This window comes from Pseudomonas sp. IPO3749 (assembly GCF_013386605.1).
In the GTDB taxonomy this organism is placed as follows: Bacteria; Pseudomonadota; Gammaproteobacteria; order Pseudomonadales; family Pseudomonadaceae; genus Aquipseudomonas; species Aquipseudomonas azotoformans_A.
In genome coordinates, this window is the sequence record NZ_JACARN010000012.1 from 266973 (window position 1) to 292015 (window position 25043).

Annotated in this window: 21 protein-coding genes, 1 tRNA gene and 1 pseudogene; 8 read left to right on the forward strand and 15 right to left on the reverse strand. The window is 62.0% G+C overall.

Going from position 1 to position 25043, the window contains the following annotated elements; genetic code table 11:
• Window positions 1-2: 2 nt before the first annotated feature.
• Window positions 3-2528: a sulfite reductase flavoprotein subunit alpha gene (locus tag HX812_RS05935; protein ID WP_038844734.1), complete on the forward strand. Its 2526-nt coding sequence runs from the start codon at window positions 3-5 to the stop codon at window positions 2526-2528.
• A 131-nt stretch (window positions 2529-2659) separates the two neighbouring features.
• Here HX812_RS05935 and HX812_RS05940 read toward each other — a convergent pair whose 3' ends face one another.
• Genes HX812_RS05940 through ptsP form a run of 4 tightly spaced genes read right to left on the reverse strand, consistent with a single transcriptional unit; the run spans window position 2660 to window position 9746 of the window.
• Window positions 2660-4201 (reverse strand): alkaline phosphatase, encoded by a 1542-nt coding sequence (locus HX812_RS05940; RefSeq protein WP_038846813.1) that lies wholly within the window; start codon window positions 4199-4201, stop codon window positions 2660-2662.
• A 44-nt stretch (window positions 4202-4245) separates the two neighbouring features.
• Window positions 4246-5955, reverse strand: coding sequence for a PTS fructose-like transporter subunit IIB (locus tag HX812_RS05945; RefSeq protein WP_038846814.1), 1710 nt, complete (start codon window positions 5953-5955; stop codon window positions 4246-4248).
• A gap of 11 nt (window positions 5956-5966) precedes the next feature.
• Window positions 5967-6887: a 1-phosphofructokinase gene (gene pfkB / locus HX812_RS05950; RefSeq protein ID WP_038846816.1), complete on the reverse strand. Its 921-nt coding sequence runs from the start codon at window positions 6885-6887 to the stop codon at window positions 5967-5969.
• On the reverse strand, window positions 6888-9746 hold the full coding sequence (ptsP, locus tag HX812_RS05955; RefSeq protein WP_038846819.1) for a phosphoenolpyruvate--protein phosphotransferase: 2859 nt from the start codon (window positions 9744-9746) through the stop codon (window positions 6888-6890).
• Between the two features lie 293 nt (window positions 9747-10039).
• Between ptsP and cra the strand changes: the two genes are divergently transcribed.
• A complete protein-coding gene (cra, locus tag HX812_RS05960) occupies window positions 10040-11035 on the forward strand; it encodes a catabolite repressor/activator (protein WP_038846820.1) in 996 nt (331 codons plus the stop codon).
• 2 nt (window positions 11036-11037) lie between these two features.
• Entirely contained in the window at window positions 11038-11814 is a 777-nt protein-coding gene (locus tag HX812_RS05965) for a TatD family hydrolase (RefSeq protein ID WP_038846822.1), read from the forward strand.
• On the opposite strand, the gene HX812_RS05970 is transcribed toward HX812_RS05965, so the two are convergent.
• The 6 genes and pseudogenes from HX812_RS05970 to HX812_RS05990 all read right to left on the reverse strand — a co-directional run bounded on the left by HX812_RS05970 (window position 11761) and on the right by HX812_RS05990 (window position 18044).
• Window positions 11761-12192, reverse strand: a complete 432-nt coding sequence (locus HX812_RS05970; RefSeq protein ID WP_038846824.1) for a hypothetical protein — start codon at window positions 12190-12192, stop codon at window positions 11761-11763. The genes HX812_RS05965 and HX812_RS05970 overlap by 54 nt on opposite strands.
• 126 nt (window positions 12193-12318) lie before the next feature.
• Entirely contained in the window at window positions 12319-13248 is a 930-nt protein-coding gene (locus HX812_RS32315) for a methyl-accepting chemotaxis protein (RefSeq protein WP_372848186.1), read from the reverse strand.
• Window positions 13225-14316, reverse strand: a pseudogene (locus HX812_RS32320) (methyl-accepting chemotaxis protein); the annotation flags it as partial. The pseudogene HX812_RS32320 and the gene HX812_RS32315, both read right to left, overlap by 24 nt.
• Before the next feature lie 146 nt (window positions 14317-14462).
• On the reverse strand, window positions 14463-15299 hold the full coding sequence (ampE, locus tag HX812_RS05980) for a regulatory signaling modulator protein AmpE (RefSeq protein ID WP_028618802.1): 837 nt from the start codon (window positions 15297-15299) through the stop codon (window positions 14463-14465).
• Window positions 15296-15859, reverse strand: coding sequence for a 1,6-anhydro-N-acetylmuramyl-L-alanine amidase AmpD (ampD, locus tag HX812_RS05985; protein ID WP_038846828.1), 564 nt, complete (start codon window positions 15857-15859; stop codon window positions 15296-15298). The genes ampE and ampD overlap by 4 nt, the downstream gene beginning before the upstream one ends.
• Window positions 15860-15920: 61 nt before the next feature.
• On the reverse strand, window positions 15921-18044 hold the full coding sequence (locus HX812_RS05990; RefSeq protein WP_038846831.1) for a DUF1631 domain-containing protein: 2124 nt from the start codon (window positions 18042-18044) through the stop codon (window positions 15921-15923).
• A 190-nt stretch (window positions 18045-18234) separates the two neighbouring features.
• Between HX812_RS05990 and nadC the strand changes: the two genes are divergently transcribed.
• On the forward strand, window positions 18235-19083 hold the full coding sequence (gene nadC / locus HX812_RS05995) for a carboxylating nicotinate-nucleotide diphosphorylase (RefSeq protein ID WP_038846834.1): 849 nt from the start codon (window positions 18235-18237) through the stop codon (window positions 19081-19083).
• Between the two features lie 172 nt (window positions 19084-19255).
• On the opposite strand, the gene HX812_RS06000 is transcribed toward nadC, so the two are convergent.
• The 4 genes from HX812_RS06000 to HX812_RS06015 form a co-directional block, all read right to left on the reverse strand.
• Window positions 19256-19561, reverse strand: coding sequence for a DUF6388 family protein (locus tag HX812_RS06000; protein WP_010213230.1), 306 nt, complete (start codon window positions 19559-19561; stop codon window positions 19256-19258).
• Window positions 19562-19706: 145 nt separating this feature from the next.
• Window positions 19707-19779: transfer RNA gene (locus tag HX812_RS06005), tRNA-Thr, on the reverse strand.
• Between the two features lie 48 nt (window positions 19780-19827).
• The gene (locus HX812_RS06010; protein WP_038846836.1) at window positions 19828-21228 is read right to left on the reverse strand and encodes an O-antigen ligase; all 1401 of its coding nucleotides are present in this window, start codon (window positions 21226-21228) and stop codon (window positions 19828-19830) included.
• 35 nt (window positions 21229-21263) lie between these two features.
• Complete coding sequence (locus tag HX812_RS06015; RefSeq protein ID WP_038846868.1) at window positions 21264-21677, reverse strand: pilin; 414 nt, start codon at window positions 21675-21677, stop codon at window positions 21264-21266.
• A gap of 202 nt (window positions 21678-21879) precedes the next feature.
• Here HX812_RS06015 and HX812_RS06020 point away from each other — a divergent pair, with 202 nt between their 5' ends.
• The 4 genes from HX812_RS06020 to yacG are packed head-to-tail and all read left to right on the forward strand — an operon-like array spanning window position 21880 to window position 24768.
• A complete protein-coding gene (locus HX812_RS06020) occupies window positions 21880-23088 on the forward strand; it encodes a type II secretion system F family protein (RefSeq protein WP_038846838.1) in 1209 nt (402 codons plus the stop codon).
• Complete coding sequence (locus tag HX812_RS06025; protein WP_038846840.1) at window positions 23085-23951, forward strand: A24 family peptidase; 867 nt, start codon at window positions 23085-23087, stop codon at window positions 23949-23951. The genes HX812_RS06020 and HX812_RS06025 overlap by 4 nt, the downstream gene beginning before the upstream one ends.
• A complete protein-coding gene (gene coaE / locus HX812_RS06030) occupies window positions 23948-24571 on the forward strand; it encodes a dephospho-CoA kinase (protein ID WP_038846843.1) in 624 nt (207 codons plus the stop codon). The genes HX812_RS06025 and coaE overlap by 4 nt, the downstream gene beginning before the upstream one ends.
• Window positions 24568-24768 carry a DNA gyrase inhibitor YacG gene (gene yacG / locus HX812_RS06035; RefSeq protein ID WP_003188437.1) on the forward strand — a complete coding sequence of 67 codons (201 nt, stop codon included), beginning with the start codon at window positions 24568-24570 and terminating at the stop codon, window positions 24766-24768. Before coaE ends, yacG begins: the two co-directional genes overlap by 4 nt.
• Here the strand turns inward: yacG and HX812_RS06040 are convergent.
• Window positions 24765-24980, reverse strand: a complete 216-nt coding sequence (locus HX812_RS06040; protein WP_003171680.1) for a hypothetical protein — start codon at window positions 24978-24980, stop codon at window positions 24765-24767. The two genes, yacG and HX812_RS06040, sit on opposite strands and share 4 nt — an antisense overlap.
• Window positions 24981-25043: the final 63 nt, after the last annotated feature.

Below are 25043 nucleotides of genomic sequence, written 5' to 3' on the forward strand. Positions count from 1 at the left end.
ACGTGTTGAAGAAAACCCTGTTCCAGTTGCACTGGTTCTTCGGCATTACCGCCGGGCTGGTGCTGGCCTTGATGGGGATCACCGGGGCTGCGGTCTCGTTTCAGGATGAAATCCTACGGGCGCTCAACCCGAGCGTACTGACCGTGGAAAAACGCGAAGCCGGCGTATTGCCGCCCGCCGAGCTGGTGCGCAAGCTGGAAGCCACCGAAGGCCAGACCGTGGCCATGCTGTTCGTGGAGAGCGAAAGCGGCAACGCCGCCCGCGTGTTCTTCACCCCGCCGCCCGGCGAACGCCGTGGCCAGTTGCGCTATTTCGATCCCTACACCGGCGACTACATGGGCGACGTGGTCGGCCAGGAGGTTTTCGGCTTTCTGCTGCAATTCCACCGCTTCCTGGTGATGGGCGATACCGGGCGCAACATCACCGGCGCGTGCACGCTGATCCTGGTGTTCTTCTGCCTCTCCGGGTTGTACCTGCGCTGGCCGCGCCAAGTGGCAAGCTGGCGTGCCTGGCTGACCTTGGACTGGCGTAAAAAAGGCCGTGCCTTCAACTGGGACCTGCACTCGGTGTTCGGCACCTGGTGCCTGTTGGCGTATCTGCTGTCGGCACTGACCGGGCTGTATTGGTCCTACGACTGGTACAGCCAGGGCATGACCAAGCTGTTGTCCGACGCCCCACAGAATGAACGGGTGCGCAAACGCGGCCCGGCCCCTGCAGGCCCGGCGCCCGTGGCCAATTACGATGCGATCTGGAGCAGCATCTACAGCAACGCCGGCCCCGGCTTGAGTGCCTACAACATCCGCATGCCAGCTGTCGCCGGGCAACCGGCCACCGTGTACTACCTGCTAAACAATTCGCCCCATGACCGCGCGTTGAACCAGATCAACCTGGACCCGGCGACTGGCGAGGTGAAATCCCACGACCGCTACGCCAGCAAGACCCTCGGCTCACAACTGCTGACCAGCGTCTACGCGCTGCACACCGGCAGTTACTTCGGCCTGGTGGGGCGCATCATTCTCACAGTCAGCTCGGTGCTGATGCCGCTGTTCTTCATCACCGGCTGGCTGTTGTACCTGGACCGTCGTCGCAAGAAGCGCCAGGTGCGTGACGCGCGTAAAGGCCTCACGGCCAACGCCAGCGATGCCCCGGCCTGGCTGATCGGCTTTGCCAGCCAGAGCGGTTTTGCCGAGCAGCTTGCGTGGCAAACGGCTGGCCAATTGCAGGCGGCTGGTTTGCCGGTGAAGGTGCAGTCCCTGGGCAGCGTCAGCCAGGATGACCTGCGCCAGTCGGAAAATGCGCTGTTCGTGGTCAGCACCTTCGGCGACGGCGAAGCGCCCGACAGTGCTCGCGGTTTCGATCGCAGCGTGCTCGGCCAAGACCTGCCCCTAAAGGGCTTGAACTACTCGGTACTAGCCCTGGGCGACCGTCAATACGAACACTTCTGCGGCTTCGCGCGGCGCCTGCATTTCTGGCTGACCCACCAGGGCGGCAACGCGCTGTTCGCCCCGGTGGAAGTCGACAGCGGTGACACCGCCGCCCTGCTGCACTGGCAACAACAACTCGGCCAGCTCACCGGCCACGCCCCGGCGGCCGCTTGGCCGACCGCCCAATACGAAAACTGGACGCTGAGCCAACGCACCCTGCTCAACCGCGACAGCGCAGGCGCCGATGTCTACTTGCTGGGCCTCACCTCCTCGTCACCACAACGCTGGCAAGCCGGCGACCTGGTGGAAGTGCTGCCGCGCAACTGCCCTTGGGCCATCGAGCACTTCCTGGGGGGCCTGGGCCTGGCCAACAGCGACGGTGTGTTGATCGACGGCATGGCGCATACCCTCGACCAGGCCCTGGCCACTCGCCAACTGCCGACGCATCGCGCTCACCTGGTCGGCCTGCACGCCCAGGCACTGGTGGACGCGCTGGTGCCGCTGGGCATGCGCGAATACTCCATCGCCTCGATTGCCAGCGATGGCGTACTCGAATTGATCGTACGCCAGGAACGCCACCCCGACGGCAGCCTGGGCCTGGGATCAGGCTGGCTCACCGAACATGCCGCCCTCGGCTCCAGCATCAGCCTGCGCCTGCGCCGCAACAGTGGCTTCCACCTGCCGGAAGCACCCGTGCCGCTGATCCTGCTGGGCAACGGCACCGGCCTGGCCGGCCTGCGCAGTTTGCTCAAGGCGCGCATTGCCGACGGCCAGCAGCGTAACTGGTTGCTGTTCGGTGAACGCAATATCAAGCATGACTTCCTCTGCCAGGACGAGCTGCAAGGCTGGCTGGCCAGTGGCGATCTGGCGCTGCTGGACCTGGCGTTTTCCCGCGACCAGGAGGAAAAAATCTACGTACAGGATCGTCTACGGGAGTCAGCCGAGGTACTGCGTAAGTGGCTGAGCGACGGCGCGGCGATTTATGTGTGCGGGAGCCTGCAGGGGATGGCGACTGGGGTGGATCAGGCGTTGGTGGACATCCTTGGCAGTGAAGCCGTGGAGCGGTTGATCGAACAAGGTCGCTATCGCCGCGACGTCTACTGAGATCTTACAGACGCTAAGGAACCCATGTGGGAGCGGGCTTGCTCGCGAATGCGGTGGATCAGTCAGCTAATGTGCGACTGGCACACCGTATTCGCGAGCAAGCCCGCTCCCACAGTTGATTGCGTTCCAAGTCAGGCGGGTTGGAGTTTTTGTTCGAAGACCGACACGCCATCCAGATCCCGCAAAATCACGGTCAACTCCGCCGTCTGCCCATCAATGTTCACCTCGCCAAAAAACTGAAAACCGGCGAATGGCGAGGTGTTCTGTGCCGGCGGCGCCTTCTCGAACACCACCTCTGGCCCAAAGGTCTTATCCAACGGATTAGGCCCGAAACTCCCCGCATTCAACGGCCCGGCGACAAACTCCCAAAACGGCTCGAAATCCTGGAACGCCGCACGATCCGGGTGATAGTGGTGTGCCGCGCAGTAATGCACATCCGCCGTCAGCCACACGTGGTTACTCACCTTCTGCGCCCTTAAAAAGCCCAGCAGCTCGGCAATTTCCAGCTCACGCCCTTGCGGTGCGCCTGGGTCGTTGTTGGCAATCGCTTCCCAGCGCGGCACGCCGGGACTCACTTCGCCATCAGGCACACCCAGGCCAATCGGCATGTCAGCGGCGACGACTTTCCACTGCGCCTGCGAGCCCTTGAGTTCGCGCTTGAGCCAATCCAACTGCTCGCGGCCGAGGAAGGGTTTTTCAGCGCCCAGGTTGTCATCGTTCGGCCCGCGATAGCTGCGCATGTCCAGCACGAACACATCCAGCAACGGCCCATAGCTGAGCTTGCGATAAATGCGCCCGCCGCCATCGGCGCTCTGCCGACGCATCGGTGAATATTCCAGCCAGGCCTGGCGCGCACGGCCGACCAAGGTGTTGATGTCCTTGACCTGATAACGCTCATCCAACTGCTTGCTTGGCGACCAGTTGTTCACCACTTCATGGTCGTCCCACTGCCAGATCTGCGGCACTTCGGCGTTGAAGCGACGGACGTTTTCATCCATCAGGTTGTAGCGGTAATTGCCGCGATACTCATCCAGGGTTTCGGCCACCTTGCTCTTGGCGTCGGTGGTGAGGTTGCGCCAGATGCGCCCGTCTTCGACCTTGAGCTGCGCCGGCACTGGGCCGTCGGCGTAGATGGTGTCGCCGCTGTGGATAAAAAAGTCCGGCAGGCGCAGGCGCATCGCTTCATAGATGCGCATGCCGCCGATATCCGGGTTGATGCCGAAGCCTTGGCCGACGGTGTCGCCACTCCACACAAAACGGATGTCGCGGCGCTGTTGCGGCACGCTGCGCAGGTGCCCGAACCAAGGCTCGCTGGCGACGCCGGTCTGGGCATCTTCGAAGTGCACGCGGTAGAAAATCGCCTGGTCGGCGGGCAGCCCGGTGAGTTCGACGCGGGCGGTAAAGTCGGTGCGGTTGTCGGCCAGGGGCGAAACAAATCGACGGGGGTTGCTGAAGACGCTGCGGGTGTCCCACTCCACCACCATGCGGGCCGGGCGGTCGCTGCGGCTCCAGATCATGGCGCGATCACCGAGCAGGTCGCCGGACTGCACGCCGTCGGTGAGTTGCGGCCGGTCCTTGACCGAGGCGATCACCGCCGGGGCCAGGCCCGGCAGTAACAGGCCGGCGCCGACAGCTTGCATCACGCGGCGGCGGCCGAGATCGAAGTGGCTCATGCAGGTGCCCTCTTGGTTATCAAAAGGGCCACTTAAGCATGGGGTTATGACACCGGTGCGACAGTCAGCTCGACCGCTTCCGGACGCTTGATCAGCGCATACACCAGGCCGGTCAGCACGCTACCGGCGACAATCGCCAGCAGGTACAGCAGCGCGTGGTTCATCGCATTCGGGATGACCAGCACCGCGAGGCCGCCGTGGGGCGCCGCGAGCTTGCAACCAAAGTACATCGACAGCGCACCCGCCAACGCGCCACCGGCGATGCTGGCCGGGATTACGCGCAGCGGGTCTTTGGCTGCAAAGGGAATCGCGCCTTCGGAGATAAACACCATGCCGAGAATGATCGCTGCCTTGCCGGCCTCACGCTCCGTCTGGGCAAACTTGCGGCGTGCCAGGAAGGTGGCGATGCCCATGCCGATGGGCGGCACCATGCCCGCCGCCATCACTGCGGCTATCGGCGCGCCACTATGCTCGGCAAGCATGCCGACGGAAAACGCATAAGCTGCCTTGTTGATCGGCCCACCGAGGTCGACGCACATCATGCCGCCCAACAGCACACCCAGCAGCACGGCGTTGGTAGTGCCCATATTGTTGAGGAATCCCGTCAGGCTCACCAGCATGCGCGCCACCGGCGGCCCGACCAGGTAGATCATCGCCAGGCCGGTGAACAGGCTCGCCAGCAACGGAATGATCAGGATCGGTTTCAGCGCATCCAGGCTTTGCGGCAGCTTGACCGCGCGGGTGATCAGCTTGACGCAGTAACCGGCCAGGAAACCGGCGAATATCCCGCCGATGAAGCCTGCACCCAATGTCGTCGCCAGCAACCCGCCGATCATGCCGGGGGCCAGGGCCGGACGATCAGCAATGGAGTAGGCGATGTAGCCTGCCAGCAGCGGCACCATCAACATGAAGGCCTGGCTTCCCACCGACTTCAACGCGGCAGCCAGGGTGCCTTGCTCTTCAAACGCCGTGATGCCGAACATATAGGACAAGGCAATCAACAACCCACCCGCCACCACCATCGGCAACATGAACGACACACCGGTCAACAGGTGTTTATACACGCCGGTCTTTTCTTGCTTGGCCACCGCACCGCTGGCCGCGCTTTCCACCGCACCTTCGGCCAGCGCCTTGTTGAGGGTGGCCTCGGATTGCTTGAGGGCAATGCCGGTGCCGCAACGGTAGATCTTCTTGCCGGCGAAACGCTCGGTGGCGACTTCGATATCCGCCGCCAGCAACACCACATCGGCGTCGGCGATGGCCTGCGGGCTCAAGGGCGTGCGCGCGCCGACCGAGCCTTGGGTCTCGACCTGCAAGTCGTAGCCCAGCCGCTTGGCCGTCTGTTGCAAGGCCTCTGCAGCCATGAAGGTATGGGCAACCCCGGTTGGGCAGGCCGTAATGGCGACGATACGCGGTGCATTTTTGGCCGCCTGTTGCGTAGCCACATACACCTGCGCCTCTTCAGCACCACGGCGCAACACCGCGTCGACATCCGCCAGCGCCTGGGCCGGCGTGCTCTGGAATACGCGCTTGCCGACAAACCGTTGCATATCCACCGGGGTGCTGGTGACCAACAACACCCATTCGGCGTCGTTGATCGTGGCCTGGGACAACTGGCGCTCCGGGCGCTGCACATCCACCACTTCAACGCTGGTGCTCCAGCCCTGGCGTTGCGCGGCAGCGTCCAACAAGCGGGCGCACAGCACACTGGTGACCATGCCGTTCGGGCAGGCGGTAACAATGGCTAACTTCATCACAAACCCTCTTATTGTTCTGTCAGCGCGCGCACATGGACGCCGCTTTCGAGGCGCGCCAACTGCGCGTGATCACTGATGCCGAAACCGATCTGCGTCACCGCCATCGCGGCAATCGCCGTGGCGCGGCGCAGGGTTTGCTCCGGCGTATCACCCGTGAGCAGACCGTGGAGCATGCCGGCCAGCAATGAGTCGCCAGCGCCGACGGTGCTGGCGACCGCGACCTTGGGCGGCGTGGCGTGCAGCGACACGCCTGGGCTGTACCAGCTCACGCCCGCAGCGCCGTCGGAAACCACCACGTGTTCCACACCCTGTTGATGCAATTGGCTGATGGCATCCGGGGCATTACCCAGTGCGTCGGCCAGTTCTTCGGTATTGGGTTTGACCAGCCACGGGCCAGCCTGCAAGCCGGCGCGCAACGCTTCGCCGCTGGTGTCCAGGGCGACTTTCAAGCCAAGGTTTTTCAGTTGTTCGAGCATTTTTTGAAACCACTGCGGGCTGACGCCGCGCGGCAAGCTACCTGCCACGACCACCGCATCGAATTCCGGGCCGACGATGGCGATGAGCTTGAGCAGTTCTGCTTGCGCCTCGTCACTGACCAGCGGCCCAGGCGCATTGATATCGGTGACCCGGCCATCCTGCTCGGCAATCTTGATGTTGCTGCGTGTCTCGCCCGGTACACGAATGAACGCATTGCCAAATCGACGGCGGGCGATCAGCGCGTCGAACGCCTGGGGGTTTTCTTCACCGAGAAACCCACCCACGCTCACCTGATGGCCCAGGTCGGCCAGCACCTGCGCCACGTTCACGCCCTTGCCGGCAGCATGGGTCAGCAGGGTTTCGCTACGGTTGACTTCACCCGGTTCCAGGCGCGCCAAGCGTACCGTCAGGTCCAACGCCGGGTTCAGCGTCAGGGTCAGAATCCTTGCCATCTACACGGCCTCCACTAGGGCTCTCACTGCGGCGGGCGAGCCCACCGCCAGTGCTTGTTGCGCCAGGCCCTGGGCCTCGCTCAGACTGAATTCGCGCACGCGCGCCTTCACTTCGGGGATGCTGCGGGCCGACACACTCAGCTCATCGACACCCAGGCCGATCAACACCGGCACGGCCAACGGATCAGCCGCCAGCTCGCCGCACACGCCGACCCACTTGCCATGGGCATGGGCGGCGCGCACGGTGATGTCGATCAGTTGCAACACCGCCGGGTGCAGGCCATCGGCCTGGGCCGACAGGGTCGGGTGGCCACGGTCGATGGCCAGGGTGTACTGGGTCAGGTCATTGGTGCCGACGCTGAAGAAGTCCACTTCCTTGGCCAAGACCGGCGCGAGCAACGCGGCCGACGGCACTTCGATCATGATGCCCAGTTGCAGGTCTGCCACCGGGATTTCCAGGCGCAGGCGCTCGGTCATGTCGCGCGCCGCGCGCCATTCGTCAACACTGCCGACCATGGGGAACATGATGCGCAGCGGGCGGTTGTCCGCCGAACGCAGCAGCGCCCGCAGTTGCGCTTCCATGATCTGTGGGCGCTGCAAGGTCAGACGAATGCCGCGCACGCCGAGGAAGGGGTTTTCCTCTTGGGCGATCGGCCAGTAAGGCAGCGGTTTGTCGCCCCCCACATCCAAAGTGCGCACCACCAGCGGGCGACCGGCGAGGCCATCGAGGACGCGACGGTATTCGGCTTCCTGGGTGGCTTCGTCCGGTGCTTGCGGGTGGGCCATGAAAATCAGTTCGGTGCGCAGCAAGCCAATGCCTTCGGCGCCCTGCTCCACCGCGCTGGCAACGCCGGCGCTTTCGCCGATGTTGGCAAACACTTCCACGGCATGACCGTCGCGGGTCAGGGCCGGTTCATGGCGCTGCGCCGAGGCGGCTTGCAGGCGTTGTTCGCGGGTATCGCGCTCGACCGTAGCGCGTTGCAGGGTCGCGGCGTCGGCGTCCACATGCAGGCGGCCGCGCTGGCCATCCAACAATAAGGGTGTGCCCGAGGCCAGCAGTAACACAGCCGCGCCGGCACCGACCAACGCCGGAATACCGAGGGCACGGGCGACGATGGCGCTGTGGGCCGTTGCACCGCCACGGGCGGTGAGGATCCCGGCGACGCGCGCCGGGTCCAGACGCGCCACATCGGACGGACCGACTTCGTCCATCACCAGAATGTAAGGTTCGCTCGGCTCCTGGGCGCTTTCGACGCCACACAATTGCGCCAGCACACGACGGCCGACGTCACGCAGGTCGGCGGCGCGCTCGGCGAGCAGCGCGTCCTGCAACGACTCCTGCTGCTTGGCGGCCGCTTCGATCACACTCATCCACGCCGCTTCAGCGCTTTCGCCTTGCTTGAGGCGGGTGTCGACTTCGTCGGTGAGTTCCGGGTCGTCGAGCATTTCCTGGTGGGTGATGAAAATCTCGCGGATCGCCTTGGATTGACTGCGCTCTATCAGCCCTTGGATATCACGGCGCACATCGGCCAAGGCGCCGTGCAGGCGATGGCGCTCGATGGCGGAAGACTCGCCGCGCAAGGGGTAGTCGAAGACCTGCTGCACCTGGATATGCGCAGGGCCGATGGCAATGCCCGGCGCGGCGGCGATGGCCTGGATCTGGCTGCCGGCCAAGGGTGCGCTGAGCACTGGCTCGATATCGACGACTTCAGGCGGGACGCTTTGGGTTGGCAGCGGCTCGACCTCTTCACCCAGGCCCTCTTCCACCGCCGCCAACAGCGCGGGCAGCGCGTCGCCGGCAATGGCTGGCTCGGCGACAAACTCCAGCACCTGGCCGCGACGCGCGCCGAGGCTCAGCAGTTTGCTCAGGCTTTTTACCGACACGGCGCCCACGGGGCCATCGACGATGCGCACACGCAGGTCGCCTTCAAAACCTTTCGCCAACTGCGCCAGGATCTTCGCCGGGCGCGCATGCAGGCCGTGGGCGTTGGCCAGGGTGATGCGCGCAGTGGGCCAATCTGGAGGCAATTCACCGCCGAGCACTTCAAGCACGGCGCGGCTGCTGGTGGCGCGGCCGAGTTCCTGGCCGCGCCCTTCGATGAGCAAGGCGCACAAGCGTTCGAGCAACGTCTGGTGGGCTTCGCCCAGGCTGGCCAGGCAGAACAGGCCGTTGAGCGGCTGACCGAGGTAGCGCATGGGTTTGTCCGGGGTGACAAACGCCAGCCCTGGGCGCTTGACGGTCTGCTCGCTGTGCAACCACCACAGGCCATCGCCCAGGGGCAACGCATCCACTTGCTGCAACACGGCGGCGAAACCATTGCTTACACAATCTGCCTGACGCAACAGCCGCGCACCGCGCCAAACCAGTTCTTCGAAGTCGTCGGCGGACACGCCCAGGCTGATCATCTGCGCATCCAGCGCCAGTTCCTGCGGCGCACCTTGCAACAGTTTCAACAGCGCTTCGGCACTGCCGGCACGGCGCAGGGCCTGGCCCAGGTCGGTTTCACCGAGGGCGCGGGTGAGCAGTTGCAACAGGCGCAGGTGTTCGTCGGATTTGGCGGCAATGCCGATGGCCAGGTACACGATCTGGCCGTCGCCCCAGTCCACCCCTTCGGGGAACTGCAGCAGGCGCACACCGGTGGAGAACACCTGGTCACGGGTTTCGGGGGTGCCGTGGGGGATGGCGATACCTTGGCCGAGGAAGGTCGAGCCTTGGGCTTCACGGGCTTGCAAACCGCTGAGGTAACCCTCGGCGACCAGGCCGTCGGCCACCAGTTTTTCAGCGAGCAGGTGCAAGGCAGCAGATTTGTCCACGGCCACCTGGCCCATGGAAATCTGCTCTACAGTGAGCTCAAGCATGCCGTTCTCCTAGTTAGTGCAGTGGCGCACTAGGTATTGTTTTAAACAAACAGTGTAAAGGGTGTTCAGGTTTTACTGACTGAGCAGTCAATTGGCAGTAGCCACTCAGTCGCGAACGTCGTAAAAATACGCTGGCTGAAACGTTTAATCTATAGTTTATGGAAGACTACGCGTTAATTGCGCATCCTTGAAGAACCACTCGGCGCTTGAGCCAGGACATTGGTCGTGTACAGGAATCGGTTACGATTGGAGAAAATGTCGGGGCAAGCTCCAGAAAACAAGGAAATCCCGGTTTGAAACTCAGTGATATCGCCCGTCTCGCCGGTGTGTCCGTGACCACCGCCAGCTACGTCATCAATGGCAAGGCTGAACAGCAACGCATCAGCAGCGCCACCGTCGAACGGGTGCGTGCCGTGGTCCAAGCCCATGGCTTTACCCCCAACCCCCAGGCCGCCGGGCTGCGCAGTCGGCACACGCGCACCTTGGGCTTTATCCTGCCCGACCTGGAAAACCCCAGTTATGCACGCATCGCCAAGCTCCTGGAGCAAGGGGCGCGGGCGCGCGGCTATCAACTGCTGATCGCCAGTTCCGACGATGACGCCGACAGCGAGCGCCAACTGCTGCAACTGTTCCGCGCCCGACGCTGTGATGCGCTATTTGTCGCCAGCTGCCTGCCGGCCAGTGATGACAGTTACCGTGAGTTGCAGGCCAAGGGGTTGCCGGTGATTGCCATCGACCGGGTGATGGGCGCGGATCAATTCTGCTCGGTGGTCAGCGACGACCGCCAGGCGTGCCAGCAACTGACCAGCAGCCTGTTGCAGCCATTGCCCAAGCAGATCGTATTGATCGGCGCACGGCCCGAGCTGAGTATCAGCCAGGAACGTGCCGCCGGTTTCCGTGAGGCCCTCGAAGGGTTCACCGGTGAGGTGATCGTCGAACACGGCGAAGCCTTCAGTCGCGACTGTGGCCGACAGCTGATGGAGCAACTTCTGCAGCAACTGGGGCATTTGCCTGACGCGCTGGTGACCACGTCCTACGTACTGCTGCAAGGCGTGTTCGACGCGCTGCATGACTTTCCGCTCAAATCACGGCCGCTGCGCCTGGGCACCTTTGGTGATACCCAGTTGCTGGACTTCCTGCCGCTGCCGGTCAACGCCATGGCCCAGCAACATCAACTGATCGCCGAGACCGCCCTACGCCTGGCCCTGGCCGCAATTGAAGAAGAACAGTACCAACCGGGCGTACATGCCATCGGCCGGACGTTCAAGCAGCGTATTCACGAGGCGTGAGCGTGGAGCTGATCGACACCCACACCCATTTGGACTTCCCCGATTTCGACAGCGATCGCCGGGAAGTCCTCGTTCACAGCCGAGCACTGGGCGTGCGGCGTATGGTGGTATTGGGGGTGTATCAGCAGAATTGGCAGCGGTTGTGGGATCTGGTGCAAGCGGACGAAGGCTTGTTCGCTGCCTTTGGCCTGCACCCGGTGTACCTCGATGACCATCGCCCCGCCGACCTGACGGAGTTGGGCGACTGGCTGACTCGCCTGCACGGCCACCGGCAGCTGTGCGCCGTGGGCGAAATCGGCTTGGACTACTTTCTCGAACAGCTGGACCGCGAACGCCAGCAAAGCCTGTTTGAAGCGCAGCTAAAATTGGCGGTGGACTTCCAACTGCCGGCGCTGCTGCACGTGCGTCGCAGCCACGCCGCCGTGATTGCAACCCTCAAGCGCATTCGCCTGCCCCGTGGCGGCATCATCCACGCCTTTGCCGGCAGCCGCGAAGAAGCCCGCGAATACATCAAGCTCGGCTTCAAACTGGGCTTGGGCGGCGCGGCGACCTGGCCTCAAGCCCTGCGCATGCACAAGGTGCTGGCCCACCTGCCGCTGGACGCGGTGGTACTGGAAACCGACTCACCGGATATGGCGCCCGCGATGTACCCCGGCCAACGCAACAGCCCCGAACACCTGCCGGACATCTGCACCGCGCTCGCCGAGCGCATGAATACCAGCCCTCTATTGCTGGCCGAGGCGAGCACACGCAATGCGTGCGAGCTGTTCAATTGGTAGAGAAGGCGAGACCACTTGCAGCTCCAGCGTTATCCGCTGACGGTAGCGGGCATATCGCAGCACCAGGAAATGCACCAGCAGCACGATCAGCGAAATGTTGAATTGGCCGATCACACTGATCAACCCTACCCACTCTGTCACCAGTGCCACGATCAGTGCCGTGCAGGTCAACACCACCATGCTCGGTCGCACCAGTGCCCATTGGTCCAGGGACCTGAACTGACGCAACTGCCGAGGGCAGTTCAACTGCAAGATCCACTGGCAGTACGGGCAATCGAACGGTTCTTCGATGGCGATGGCATTCAGTTGCCAAGGCTTGAGATTAAAGGTGATGTCGCAATGGGCGCAGTGCCCCTTGATGCCGATTACAGCGTTCATCGCTGTGCCTCCCCAGGACTTGAAATCGAGTGAAACAATTTTCACTCATTCAAGACCCCGGAAAAGAGACGCTGAGAAATCAGGACGAGCACCACGCCAGCAAACGACAAATCCTACATTCTGATCTCACACGCGGAACGCGCCGATCAATTGCTTCAACTCGATCACCTGTATCGACAGCTGTCGGCTCGCCGCTTCGGTCTGGTGCGCGCCCTGCGCGGCATGTTCGCCAGCCCTATTGATTTCAACGATGTTCTGGTCGATATCGTGGGCGACGGCGGTTTGCTGCTCCACGGCGGCGGCAATCTGCTGGTTCTGATCGACGATCATTCCTACAGCACCGAGGATGTTTTCTAAGGCTTGCTGGACCTTTTCCGACTGGCCCACGGTGCCACTGGCCATTTCATGGCTGCTGCCCATGGCCTTCACGGCCGCCGCCACGCCGCTGTGCAGGCTACTGATCATCTGCTCGATTTCCTCGGTGGAGTGCTGGGTGCGCCGAGCCAGAGTACGCACCTCGTCCGCCACCACCGCAAACCCACGCCCTTGCTCGCCGGCCCGTGCGGCTTCGATGGCGGCGTTCAGGGCCAGCAGGTTGGTTTGTTCGGCGATGCTCTTGATCACTTCCAACACGCTGCTGATGGACTGGCTGTCAGTGGCCAACTGGTTAATGACCTTCACCGACTGATCGATTTCCGTGGCGAGCCGCGCAATGCTGCCCTGCTGCGACTGCACCAGGCCACGGCCGCTGACCGTTTCGTCGTTGACGCTTTGGGCACTGCTGACCGCCGCCGCGGCACTACGCGCGACTTCCTGCGCGGTGGACGACATCTGATTCATGGCCGTCGCCACCTGCTCGATCTGCGTGCGCTGCCCGGAAACCGCCTGATTGCTCTGGGCCGACACTGTCTCCACCTGCCCGGCCTGTAACTCGACCTGGCTGACGGTGTGTCCGACACGCTCGATCAAGTCATGGATCTTGCTCACGGTGCCGTTGAATACCTGGCCCAGGTCACCCAGCTCATCGCGGCTATGGGCAACAAAGGTGACGGTCATATCACCGGCCGCCACCTTATCCATCATCGCGCCCAGGCGCCGCAGCGTGGTACGTGTGGACGCGTAGAAGCCCGCATACAAGTAGAAAATCAACAGGAACACCGCGCTCAGGGCCGAGACCAGCAGCACCATGTGCGTGCGGTTCTGTGCCAGGCGCTGTTCCAACTGTTGCCCGAGAAAGGTCAGCGTGGCGTCATCCAATTGGTAGGTCTGGGCCATCAACCGGCTGACATTGTCGTAGAAGTCCTGCCAGGGCGCGTCGAGGGTTTCGGCCATCACGACCTGTTCTTCAAACAACTCGCTGGCTTGCTTGAGGCTGGCGTTGCTGGCCTTGGCCAGGCTGTCGAGGGCCGCGTGCGCGGCTTTGCTGGAGCCCAGGGCATCCTGCAACTTCAAGCCATACTCGGCCTGGAGTTTTTCCAATTGCTGCAACAGCTCGTCAAAACGTGTGCTGGACGACGAGTTGAGAAAACCCTGGCCCAGGGAATACGCGCCCATTGCCCGGCCTTCGCCCAGGGTCTGGGTGACTTGCGGGGTCACACTGGTGATCAGTTCACTGAGTTGGCGCAGATCGCTTTGAGAATCGCGGCTCAAGCCGGATTGGCTGGCGATGATCTGGCTGAGCATCTGGGCCTTGTTGAGCAATTTACCGATCAGGGCACTTTTACTCAGCAGCGAGGTTTCCTGCTGTTGGGCCTTGAAGGCAGCGATCAACTCGTCGCGCTTGGCGTCAAAAGCGGCGATTTGCTCGGGCTCGGTCGTCATGGCGTTGAGGCTTTGCAGGCGGTTCAGCACGCTTTGTTCCAAAGCGCTGATCTTGCCCTCAAGGTCGCCCGCCTTACCGGACTGGCCCAACGTGGCGTTGATCTGCACCTGGTTGTTGAGGGTTTCCAGGTCGCGGCGCAGAGCCAGGCTGCTGCCGAGCAGGTCGAGGCTTTGCAGCTCGACGCGTGTGCCCTGGAATTCACGCCACGAATCACGCACCAGGTAATAGTTGGTCGCCAGCATCGGCAGCAGGAACAACACGCTGATCAGGCTGAACTTCATGCCGAAGCTCAGGCGATTCATCAGCGCGACGGCGGGATAGAGCAAGCTCTTCACAGGTGAACTCCCTTTCTTTTATTTTTATTGAGGCGCAGGGCGGCAGTTAGCCAGCATCTGTATAGCTCAATTTGAAAGGGAGTTTTGTAACTTAAGGTTAATGAGATCAGCCGTCAGGGCAGCACCGTCCAGATGGCAAACCCGGCATACCACAGCACCGCCGCGCGCAGCAGCAGTTCCCACAGTCGGTCCAGGCTGTTGATGCCATCGGGGCCGACCGCTGGAGGCGGGATTTCAGCGGCGACCAGGCCAACTTTTTCCACCAGTTGGGCAGCGCTGATGTCCCAGCTCAGCAGTTCGTGGAGCATCACACGGCCGACCGCGACGAAATTACCCACCAGGGCAAAACTGGCCGCCAGCAGGCGCACCGGCAGCCAGTCAAATGCGTGGCGCAGTTGCCCGGCCCGCTCGGCCACCAAAGGGTTCTTGCTGTGTTCACTGGCCAGTGCGAGCAGGCGATAAGCCAACGCAGCCACCGGGCCCAACAGGAAGTACCAGAAAATCACCGCAAAAAAGCTCTGGTAGGCCTGCCACAACAGATGGCCCTGGACGCGCTCGAGCAATTGTTCGCCACTGTCGGCGCTCAAGTTCAGGTCACGCTCGGCCACGTGCTCGGCGGCTTGCAGGTCGCCACGTCGCCAGGCATCGCGAAAAGGGCCAAGCCCGGCGAGCAGGTCACCACGGCCCAGGCTGTAGATCACCACCAACAGGTGCACCGGCAGTGCCAAGAGCCCGTAAGCCACCGGCTCCAACACCAGCAGCAACAACGCCAGCAACGCGACCGGCAACAACACCAGCAATGCCAGGATCAGCCAGGGCTGCTTGCCCATGCGCGGGCTCGATTCCAGCTTGGCCAATTCACGCAGCCAACCGCCATCACGCTGCAACCGCTGGCGCAAGGCCGAGAATTTCTCGATCCAGACCGCCAGCACCAACACCAGGAAACTCATCGTGCGTGTCCTCCATCCTGCAGGGCGCTGCGAAAGCGCGTCCAATCAAAAGCCGGGCCGGGATCGGTCTTGCGACCCGGAGCGATATCGCTGTGACCACAAATACGCTGGGGTGTGATGCCCGGGTAAGCCACCAGCAACTGGCGGGTCAGGTCGATCAATGACGCATATTGAGCGTCAGTGAACGGCTGGTCGTCCGTGCCTTCGAGCTCCACCCCCAGGGAAAAGTCATTGCAGGTGTCCCGCCCCTCGAATTGCGAGATCCCGGCATGCCAGGCCCGGTCGAGACAGGACACAAACTGCGTCACCGCACCGTCACGCTCAATCAGAAAATGCGCAGACACCCGTAGGTCGGCAATCCCTTCAAAGTAGGGATGTTCCGTGACATCCAGGCGGTTCTGGAAAAACTCCTGCACTTTACCGGTGGCGAACTGCGCCGGTGGCAGGCTGATGTTATGCACCACCAACAGTGAGATCTCGCCGGCGGGGCGCTCGTTGAAGTTGGGCGAAGGGCAATGACGGATGCCCTGGCACCAACCGCTGGTGGGGTCCAACTGCATACAGGTTCCTTGAACGAGACAAAGTGTGTCCAGTATGCCGCGTTCGACCCTCAGGTTGCGATCACTTGCCGTGATTGAGTTGACGCAGCTTGCCCACGACGGCGGTCAAGGCACGCTCGAACAAGGGGCCGTCGTCCAAGGTGTGCAGCGCGCCGCTTTTGAGCGCCAATGCCAACTGGCCCGCGCTTTTCTCCAACACCTTGAGCCCCGTGCGACTAGTGAAGATATAGGTGTCGGACGGTGCCATGATCGCCGTCAGACGGCAGCGCAACGTAGTGGCGTCGTCTTCCTCAAACACCACCCAACCACCGATCTTGAGCTGGTGAGCCTTGATCCGGTGGGGGTCGTTGTCCGGCAGATCGCGGACCGGGTCGGGTGACGCCGAGCTCAGCACAAAGGGTTCACACACTTCGATCCACTCGTCGACACCTTCAGGTGCCTGGACATGCAAGGCCTGCAAACGCACAAAAAACTCGCGGGTACTGAAGGGGTCGAACGCGGCACTGGTCAATCCGTCTCGCAAGGCCTTGAGCAAGCCCGGCAGTTGTTCCAGCAAAGGGTGCCCGGCTTCTGTGTCTTGCTGCAGGCCGACGCTCCAGATCAATTCATCCATGGTGCGCAGCCCCGCCTGCCATTGCACCGATTGCTCGCCATGCTTGAGGCTGGCCAGCAACAGCACCTGGCTCCAGGCCTGCTGCAGGAACTGCACGACCGGACGCGGCAGGGTCTTGCCCAACAACCGTTTGTTCAACACATCGGCTACGCGCTGGCGGGCCGCTTCGGTGCGCACGCGACCGGCTTCGGCATCGCGGGTATGCTGCTCAAGCAAGTCGCTGCGCCGCCGTTCATCCGCGCTAAACGCGCTGAACTCGGCGAGCAGCTGGGAAAAAATGGTCGCATCTTCGACAAATTCATTGAGCAAGCGCTGCACGACCTGCTCGATGCGCAGGTACAGATGGTCGCGCTGAGTGCCGCCCATGGCAGCGGTCGCGATTTCATTGAGCAGGCGCCGCGCCGGGTGGCTGGTGCGACTGAAGAGGCTCTTGTCCAGCACCGCGACTTTCAGCATGGGGATCTGCAGACGACCGATCAAGGCCTTGAAGGCATCGGGCACGGCGCGGTCGTTGAGGATGAATTCGAACAGCAGCGCGATCAGGTTGATCACATCTTCGTCCGCATCCTCCACCACCCGCGACTTGCCACTCTTGACGCTGACGCGCGTGAGCAACTGCTCAAGCTGGTTGCGCAGGTCGAAATCATCCTCGACCTCAGGCTCCGGCACGTACTGCTGCAAATGGGAGAGCAGACGCAGCAAGTCACGGGTGGCGATGGGCAACGGTTCGGCGCTGGCTTCAAGCGTCGGCGCCACGCTACCGCGTACCGCGGTGAGTAATGGCTGGAGCGCGGCGAAGGCTTCCTGGCCATTTTCGTCGACCGGCGGCAAGGTTTCTTCGCGCGCAAGCTCACGGACCGCACGCGCCTCAAGCCGACGGGACGGTACGGCCTTGAGCTCAGGCAAAACGCCGGTTGCGACCAACAACTGATTGGCTTCGCCGTACAGTTGGTCAGCATCGCTGAGCACGTATTTTTCAAACAGCTTGAGCATGATCAGCTTGACGCGGATCTCCACGCCCAGGCTGCGCCCCGCCCGCAGGAAAAACTCACACAAGAGCGCAGGCCCCAGAGGGTTTTCGCGATCATCCAGGCGGTTGCCGAGCAACGCACTCAAGCGCGCCGTGAGTTGCTCCAAGGCCAAGCCATCACGATGCCGCACCCGGCCCAGCATGGCTTCAAGCGCCACGGCTTTTTCCAGGTCATCCTTGGAAGAACCCGGGGCCGCGTCGTAGGAAACCACCGGCACCAACTGCAATTCCCCGCCCCCTGCCTGACCCAGACTGGCGAAGGCTTCAAACAGGCGCTCCATGAATACACGCTCGAAATTCTTGCGCTTGAGGCGCAAGTCGCGCATGGCTTCAAAGAAAATATGGTGATCGAGGTTGTTCCGCGCCTTGTCGGCCATTTCGAACAAGGTGTCATCAGCGTTATCGAACAGATCCTGCAGGCCCTGCTGCAACTGTTGCGCCGCCTTGTCGCGCACCTGCAGCAACACCACCGGCAGTCGGGCGAGCGGCGATGGCGTGGCGGACGCCTTGTTGAAGGGCACCACCTTTCCGTCATTGTGCATCCTGGCCTCCTGAAACGGGGTATGGGTCTGAACGTCAAAGCTATGACGCCAATTGCAAGGCGCGAGATTATCTTGCAAATGAGGGCGGTTGCGCCAGCAAACTCTGCCTTTGCGCGGTAAATGAGTAGCGAGCCTGGGTTCGAACGCGCACTGCCCCTATAATCGGGGCACTTTGTCTGTGGAGCCTGTTATGCCGAATCTCCGTCTTGCCGACCTCACCGCCGAAATCGAAGCCAACGTGCGCCGCGCACTGCTGGAAGATATCGGCAGCGGCGACATCACTGCGCAGTTGATCCCGGCCGAACGGCTGGCCACGGCGACCATCATTACCCGTGACGAAGCGGTCATCGCCGGTACGGCTTGGGTAGATGCGGTGTTCCGCCAGTTGGACCCTCGGGTCGCGGTGCATTGGCAGGTGGCCGACGGTGAACGCGTGAGCCCCAACCAGGTGCTGTTCCACCTTGAAGGCCCGGCACGTTCGCTGCTCAGCGGCGAACGCTGCGCACTGAATTTCCTGCAGTTGCTCTCCGGTGTCGCCACCCGTGCGCAATTCCTGGCGGATTTTGTCGCCAGCACCCAGGTCAAGCTGCTGGACACCCGCAAAACCCTGCCGGGGCTGCGCTTGGCGCAGAAATACGCGGTGACCTGCGGCGGCTGCCACAATCACCGGATCGGTTTGTATGACGCGTTCCTGATCAAGGAAAACCATATTGCGGCCTGTGGCGGCATTGCCCAGGCGATCACGGCCGCCCATAAGATCGCCCCCGGCAAACCGGTGGAGATCGAAGTGGAAAGCCTGGATGAACTTCGCGAAGCCCTGGCGGCGGGCGCGGATATCATCATGCTCGATGAGCTGAGCCTGGAGGATATGCGCGAAGCCGTGCGCCTGAACGGCGGCAAGGCGAAGCTGGAGGCCAGCGGCGGGATCAATGAAAGCACCTTGCTGCCCATTGCGCAGACCGGGGTGGATTACATCTCGATTGGCGCGATGACCAAGGATGTGAAGGCGGTGGATTTGTCGATGCGGCTGAGTATCTAAGTAGGAGCAAGCCCAATGTGGCGAGGGAGCTTGCTCCCGCTGGACCGGGCTAGCGCTCCAGTGCGAAGCACTCCCTATTCCGATACCGTGGATGTATCTGATTATCGGGGCTGCTTCGCAGCCCAGCGGGAGCAAGCTCCCTCGCCACAACAAGCCCGCCCATTCAAAGCGTTTAGACCACCAAGTCATTCATCTCGCAATACTCTTCCCATTCGACACCCAGCACCTCGGCCGCCTCTTTGTGCAAGGCCAGCCGTGCCGCTTCAAACGCTTCCGGGGTCGATGTGTACTTGAGGGTCAGCTCCCAAGGCTGGTAGCCCTGGCTCTCGGCCTCGTCCTCGAATGCCCACTGAATCTGGTCGCGCTGATCATCGGCGCTCAGGTCCTTGATCTCTTCTTTGAGCTGCGGCGTGTCCTCAAGGTACTTCTTGAGTGCTTCTTCGTGCCGAACTTCCTGGGTCATTTCAGTCGTGGTCATGTTGTTCTCTTAGATCGAGGAATGGGGATGCATCTGGGTCATCAAGGTTGCACAGATATAAAAGAACTGGCGCAAATGCCGGCTCGTCTGGCCTTCAGAACCATTCTGGGATCAACTGAAAACAGTGCTGCCTTTGTTGCCTTTTTGCCCGAGACAGGAATCGAACCTGCGACCTTCGCGTTACGAGTGCGCTGCTCTACCGGCTGAGCTACACGGGCGGTGGGCTAAAGCTAGCACCGCATCCCACGTCCGGCAACTTGCCGCCGTCAGCGGGCAATCACACCCTGGGCCCAGAAGCGTGGTTGCAGGTGATGGCCATGGGCGTCCAGGTACTGCCGCTGGGCTTGTTCGATATGAGGAACGTCCCGCACGGCGATCACAACCAACAGACCAACGGCCAATACACCCAATGCTTTCCAGGCGCACCAGGCCAATGGGAGCTCGGTGGTTTGCGGGCTTCGCCACACATGCAGCGCCATCAGCCAGCCTACTACCAGCGCCAGCCAGACTTGGGAATTGGGCATCACGATCACGCCGTCGACCATGGACTGCACCAGCGCACCGACCAGCGCCGCAAACAGGCAGAGCCGCAGCAGGTCTGCACGCTCGGCGCTCGGCGCGCGCTCACGCAATACGCCGACCGTGGCCCAACTTCCTCGCCAAGCCAACACCGCAACGCACAACGCCGATGGCACTCCCCACTCACTGGCCCATTGCAGGATCGCCTGGTGGGGGTGAGCGGCAATACTGTTGGCGATATCGGCGAACTGCATCGGCCCGAACCCCAGCCAAGGTCGCTCGACAAGCATATGCCAGGCCTGCCACCAGATCGGACCACGTCCCGATAACGAGGTCGTCAGGCGCTCACTGGCAATGTTGACGATCTCGATCCCCAGGTAATCCGCCAACCCTTTGAACACCAGCCCATACAACAAGAGCCCGCCCAGCATTGCGGCCAGCTGCCAACCCAACCAACGCCGACCCCATGGCCCCAGCACCGCCAACACGCCCCCCGCCACGCCCATGCCAAGCCAGGTGCCACGCGTGCCACCAGCAATTGCGATCAGCCACCAGGTGCACAGCAGCGCAAACACGGCAACCTTGAGTGAGCGAGAAAGCGTGGGGATCAACAAGGGAAGCGCCAGCAGCGGCAAGGTGAAGGTCTGGAACTGGCCGTAGAAACGCTTGTTGGAAAACCCCGACAGCAGCACGTCTGGGTCCAGCGTCGGCCCCGCGTTGATGAACGCCAGCGCACCCGCATACAGGTATTGAATCGACTTCATCAGGCACAGCAGCACTACGATCAGGATCAAGGCGCGGTCCAACGACTCACCGCCCTGATGTCGCAGCAAGGCAAACGCCACGGCAATCGCGCCGCAACTGACAAACACTGCCATTTCAGCCAGCGCCCATAGCGGCTGGTGAGCGCGCAATGACGACACCAGGCCCAGCACCATAATCAGCGCCAAGCCCAGGGCGGTGGGCCGGTCCACCAGCCGCTGAACGCGGGTGATCGATAGCCCATACAGCGCCGCGCACGCCCCGATGGCAATCTGTAGTGTCCGCTGCAAATCATGGCCACTGAACGGCGCGCAAATCCCAACAACCAACAGGCACACCACGGCCACCAGAAAAAAACCGCCACGCTGCTCTACGGATAACGCCATCGACCACCTCGACTTCCCTGTGGAGGGTTTAGCAGTTATGCACCGTCGGCGCCGCAGCCTTTGGCGACATATTTAGCATCAGCGGTGGAGGTGCATTTCCAACCGGTGGTGGCATTGCGCGTTAGATTGATGGTCTTGCCCAACACTGGCGCTGGCGCGTCGAGTATTTCGCATTGGATGGAGCCCGCGCCTGTGGCGACGTCGCCTGTCACGTCAATCTTGCAGTTGGCCGTGGGGCTGGTGCCGCCGATCAATGCCAGGGTCGGTACCGTGCCCTGGTTGAGGGTGTCTTCATAACCCGGCTTCAACGCAGTGATCTCAGCCAGGCCGGCAGTGAACTTGGCCTTGGCCTGGTGGGTGGTGTACATGGGCAGGCCAATGGTGGCCAAAATGCCGATGATTGCCACGACGATCAACAGCTCGATCAGGGTAAAACCTTTTTGACGTATCACATTCACTCTCCAGGATAGAACTCATGACAAGGCGCGTCCTGCGCCCCGTTTTGTGCAGCGGCGCCAGTGTACTCATCCGCAGGCGCTCAATCGCGCACAAGTCGCACATTCTGACATTTTATCCTGCTTCGCCAGCCTGCCCGAATCCGTCACCTGACTAAGCTATAAATCTTCGACGACCTCTGTGCGGAACCGAGACATGGACGACGCTTCAACGCTGTACGCCTGGGAAGGCATCAATCGCAAAGGACGCAGGGTGTGCGGGCAAACCACGGGGAACAATCTGGCCCTGGTCAAGGCTCAGTTGCGCCAACAAGGCATCAGCCCTGGGCATGTGCGCAAGAAATCCCTACTACTGCGGGGACTCGTATCGTCGATCAAATCGACGGATATCACCCTGTTCACTCGCCAACTGGCAACACTGCTGAAGGCCGGGATTCCCCTGCTGCAAGCCTTCGACATCATCGGCGAAGGCTTCGACAACCGCCCCATGCGTGAGCTGGCGCTAGGGCTGAAACAGGCGATTGCCGCCGGCTCCAGCCTGGCCGAAGCCTTGCGCAAACACCCGCGCCAATTCGATGAGCTGTATTGCAACCTGGTGGCCGCCGGCGAACAGGCCGGCGCACTGGAAACCCTGTTGGAGCGCGTGGCGATCCACCGGGAAAAGAGTGAGCAGTTGAGGGCGAGGATCAAAAAAGCCATGACCTATCCCATAGCGGTGTTGGTGGTGGCAGGCCTTGTCACCGGCGTTCTGCTGATCCACGTGGTGCCGCAGTTTCAGACCCTGTTTGCTGGCGTCGACGGCACGCTGCCCGGTTTTACCCTGCAGGTGATCGCCCTGTCCGAATTCATGCAGAAGGCCTGGTGGATCGTTGCGCTTGGTGTTCTTGCGGGAGGCATGGGGTTGCGCCAGGCCTATCGCTCCCTACCTGCTTTTTGTCTCTGGCTGGACGCGGGTTTGTTGAAAGCCCCACTCGCAGGCAAACTGCTGAAAAAATCGGCCGTGGCCCGCTACGCCCGCACCCTGTCCACGACCTTTGCGGCGGGCGTTCCACTGGTTCAGGCATTGGATTCTGTGGCCGGCGCCGTCGGTTCAGGGCCGCTCAAACAGGCAATCACGCATATGCGACACGACGTCTCCACTGGCATGCCGTTGAATCAATCCATGCGCGCCAGCGGCATGTTCCCTGGAATGGCGGTCCAGATGACCGCCATCGGCGAGGAGTCGGGCACGCTGGACCGCATGCTGGAAAAGGTCGCCAATCATTATGAGGCCGATGTGGACAACCTGGTCGACAACCTCACCAGCCTGATGGAGCCGCTGATCATGGTAGTCCTGGGCAGCATCGTCGGCGCGCTGGTAATCGCCATGTATTTGCCGGTCTTCCAGCTGGGGAGCGCGTTTTGATCCTGTTACTGGTTGAACACCCGTGGGCCTTTGTGGTGATGGCAGGGATACTGGGGCTGATCGTCGGCAGTTTTCTCAACGTGCTGGTGTGGCGCCTGCCGAAAATGCTCGAACGGGAATGGCGCGCCCAGGCCCATGAAGTGCTCGGTCTACCCGCCGACCCAGCCGGGCCGACCTATAACCTGATGCACCCCAATTCCTGCTGCCCGCACTGCAACCATCCGATACGCCCATGGGAAAACATCCCACTGCTCAGCTACTTGTTTCTGCGAGGTCGTTGCGCCCATTGCCAAGGGGCAATCAGCCCTCGCTATCCGCTTACTGAACTGGCGTGTGGACTGATCTCGGCCTGGGTGGCCTGGCATTTCGGCTTTGGCTGGCAGGCGGGCGCGGTACTGGTGCTGAGCTGGGGCTTGTTGGCGATGAGCCTGATCGACGCCGACCATCAACTGCTACCGGATGTACTGGTGATGCCGCTGCTGTGGCTGGGGCTGATCATCAACGGATTCGGCTTGCTGACGACATTGGCCGACGCCCTGTGGGGCGCAGTGATCGGGTATATGAGCCTGTGGAGCGTGTTCTGGCTGTTCAAGCTGGTCACTGGCAAGGACGGCATGGGCCACGGCGACTTCAAGTTACTCGCGCTGCTCGGTGCCTGGGGCGGTTGGCAGATTCTGCCGATGACGCTGTTGATGTCGTCGTTGGTCGGTGTATTCGTCGGCTTGATCCTGATGCGCCGGCACAAAGCCCAAGCGTCGGCGCCGATGCCATTTGGTCCGTATCTGGCAATTGCCGGCTGGATTGCATTGCTCTGGGGTGGTCAAATAACCGACTTCTATTTGCAGTCTGTCGGTTTCAGATGACCACTTCTGTTGCAACACCCTGGATTCTCGGCCTCACCGGCGGCATAGGCAGCGGCAAAAGCGCGGCGGCCCAGCACTTCATCGACCTGGGTATCGACCTGGTAGACGCCGACCATGCTGCGCGCTGGGTGGTCGAGCCAGGCCGTCCGGCACTGGTGCGTATCGCTGAGCATTTTGGTACAGGCGTATTACAGCCTGACGGCCAATTGGACCGTGGCGCATTGCGCAAGCTGATCTTTGAAGTCCCCGAAGAGCGCCGCTGGCTCGAAGCCCTGCTGCACCCGTTGATTGGCGAAGAGATCCGCAGCCACCTGGCGCGGGCAACCTCACCTTACGCGATCCTGGTGTCGCCGCTGCTGATCGAGTCGGGCCAGTACAGCATGGCCCAGCGCATCCTGGTGATCGACGTGCCGCAATCGCTGCAGATTCAGCGTACCCTGCAGCGCGACGGCATCAACGAGCAACAGGTACAGGCGATCCTCAAGGCACAATCGAGCCGTGAAGACCGCCTGAAACATGCCGATGACGTACTGGTCAATGACCAGGACCTCGCCTGGCTGCACAGCGAGGTCGAGCGACTGCACCACTTTTACCTTACTTTGCGTGGAGGCCGATCATGAGCCAACCCTTGACCGTCGACTGCCCAACCTGCGGCGCACCCGTGGAATGGAAAGCGACCAACCTCAACCGGCCGTTCTGCTCGGACCGCTGCAAACTCATCGACCTGGGTGCCTGGGCCGCTGAAGAACACAAGATCCCCGTGGCCCCGGATGCCGAAGATGAACTGTTTTCCGAAGACCTGCCACCGCGCCACTAAGGGCGCATAAAGGCGTATTCCTGCTGGTCGTCGAGGTTTTCTGCAAGGTATTGCAGCTCGTCGGCCAGGTCTTCGAAACTGCGCACCCCCTTGCTCTGCTGCACCACTGCACTGAGCATGGCGCGCAGGGTCAGGCCTGGGTCAAAACCGATTTCCTGTGCCGCGTCCTGGCTTCTGCGCAATTCCTGCCGTGCCCACTCGTACACACTCATGATCCGTGCTCCTGGAAAAATTCTGCAGAGCATGGGCCTGCCAGGGCGCGTGAGATTTGATCT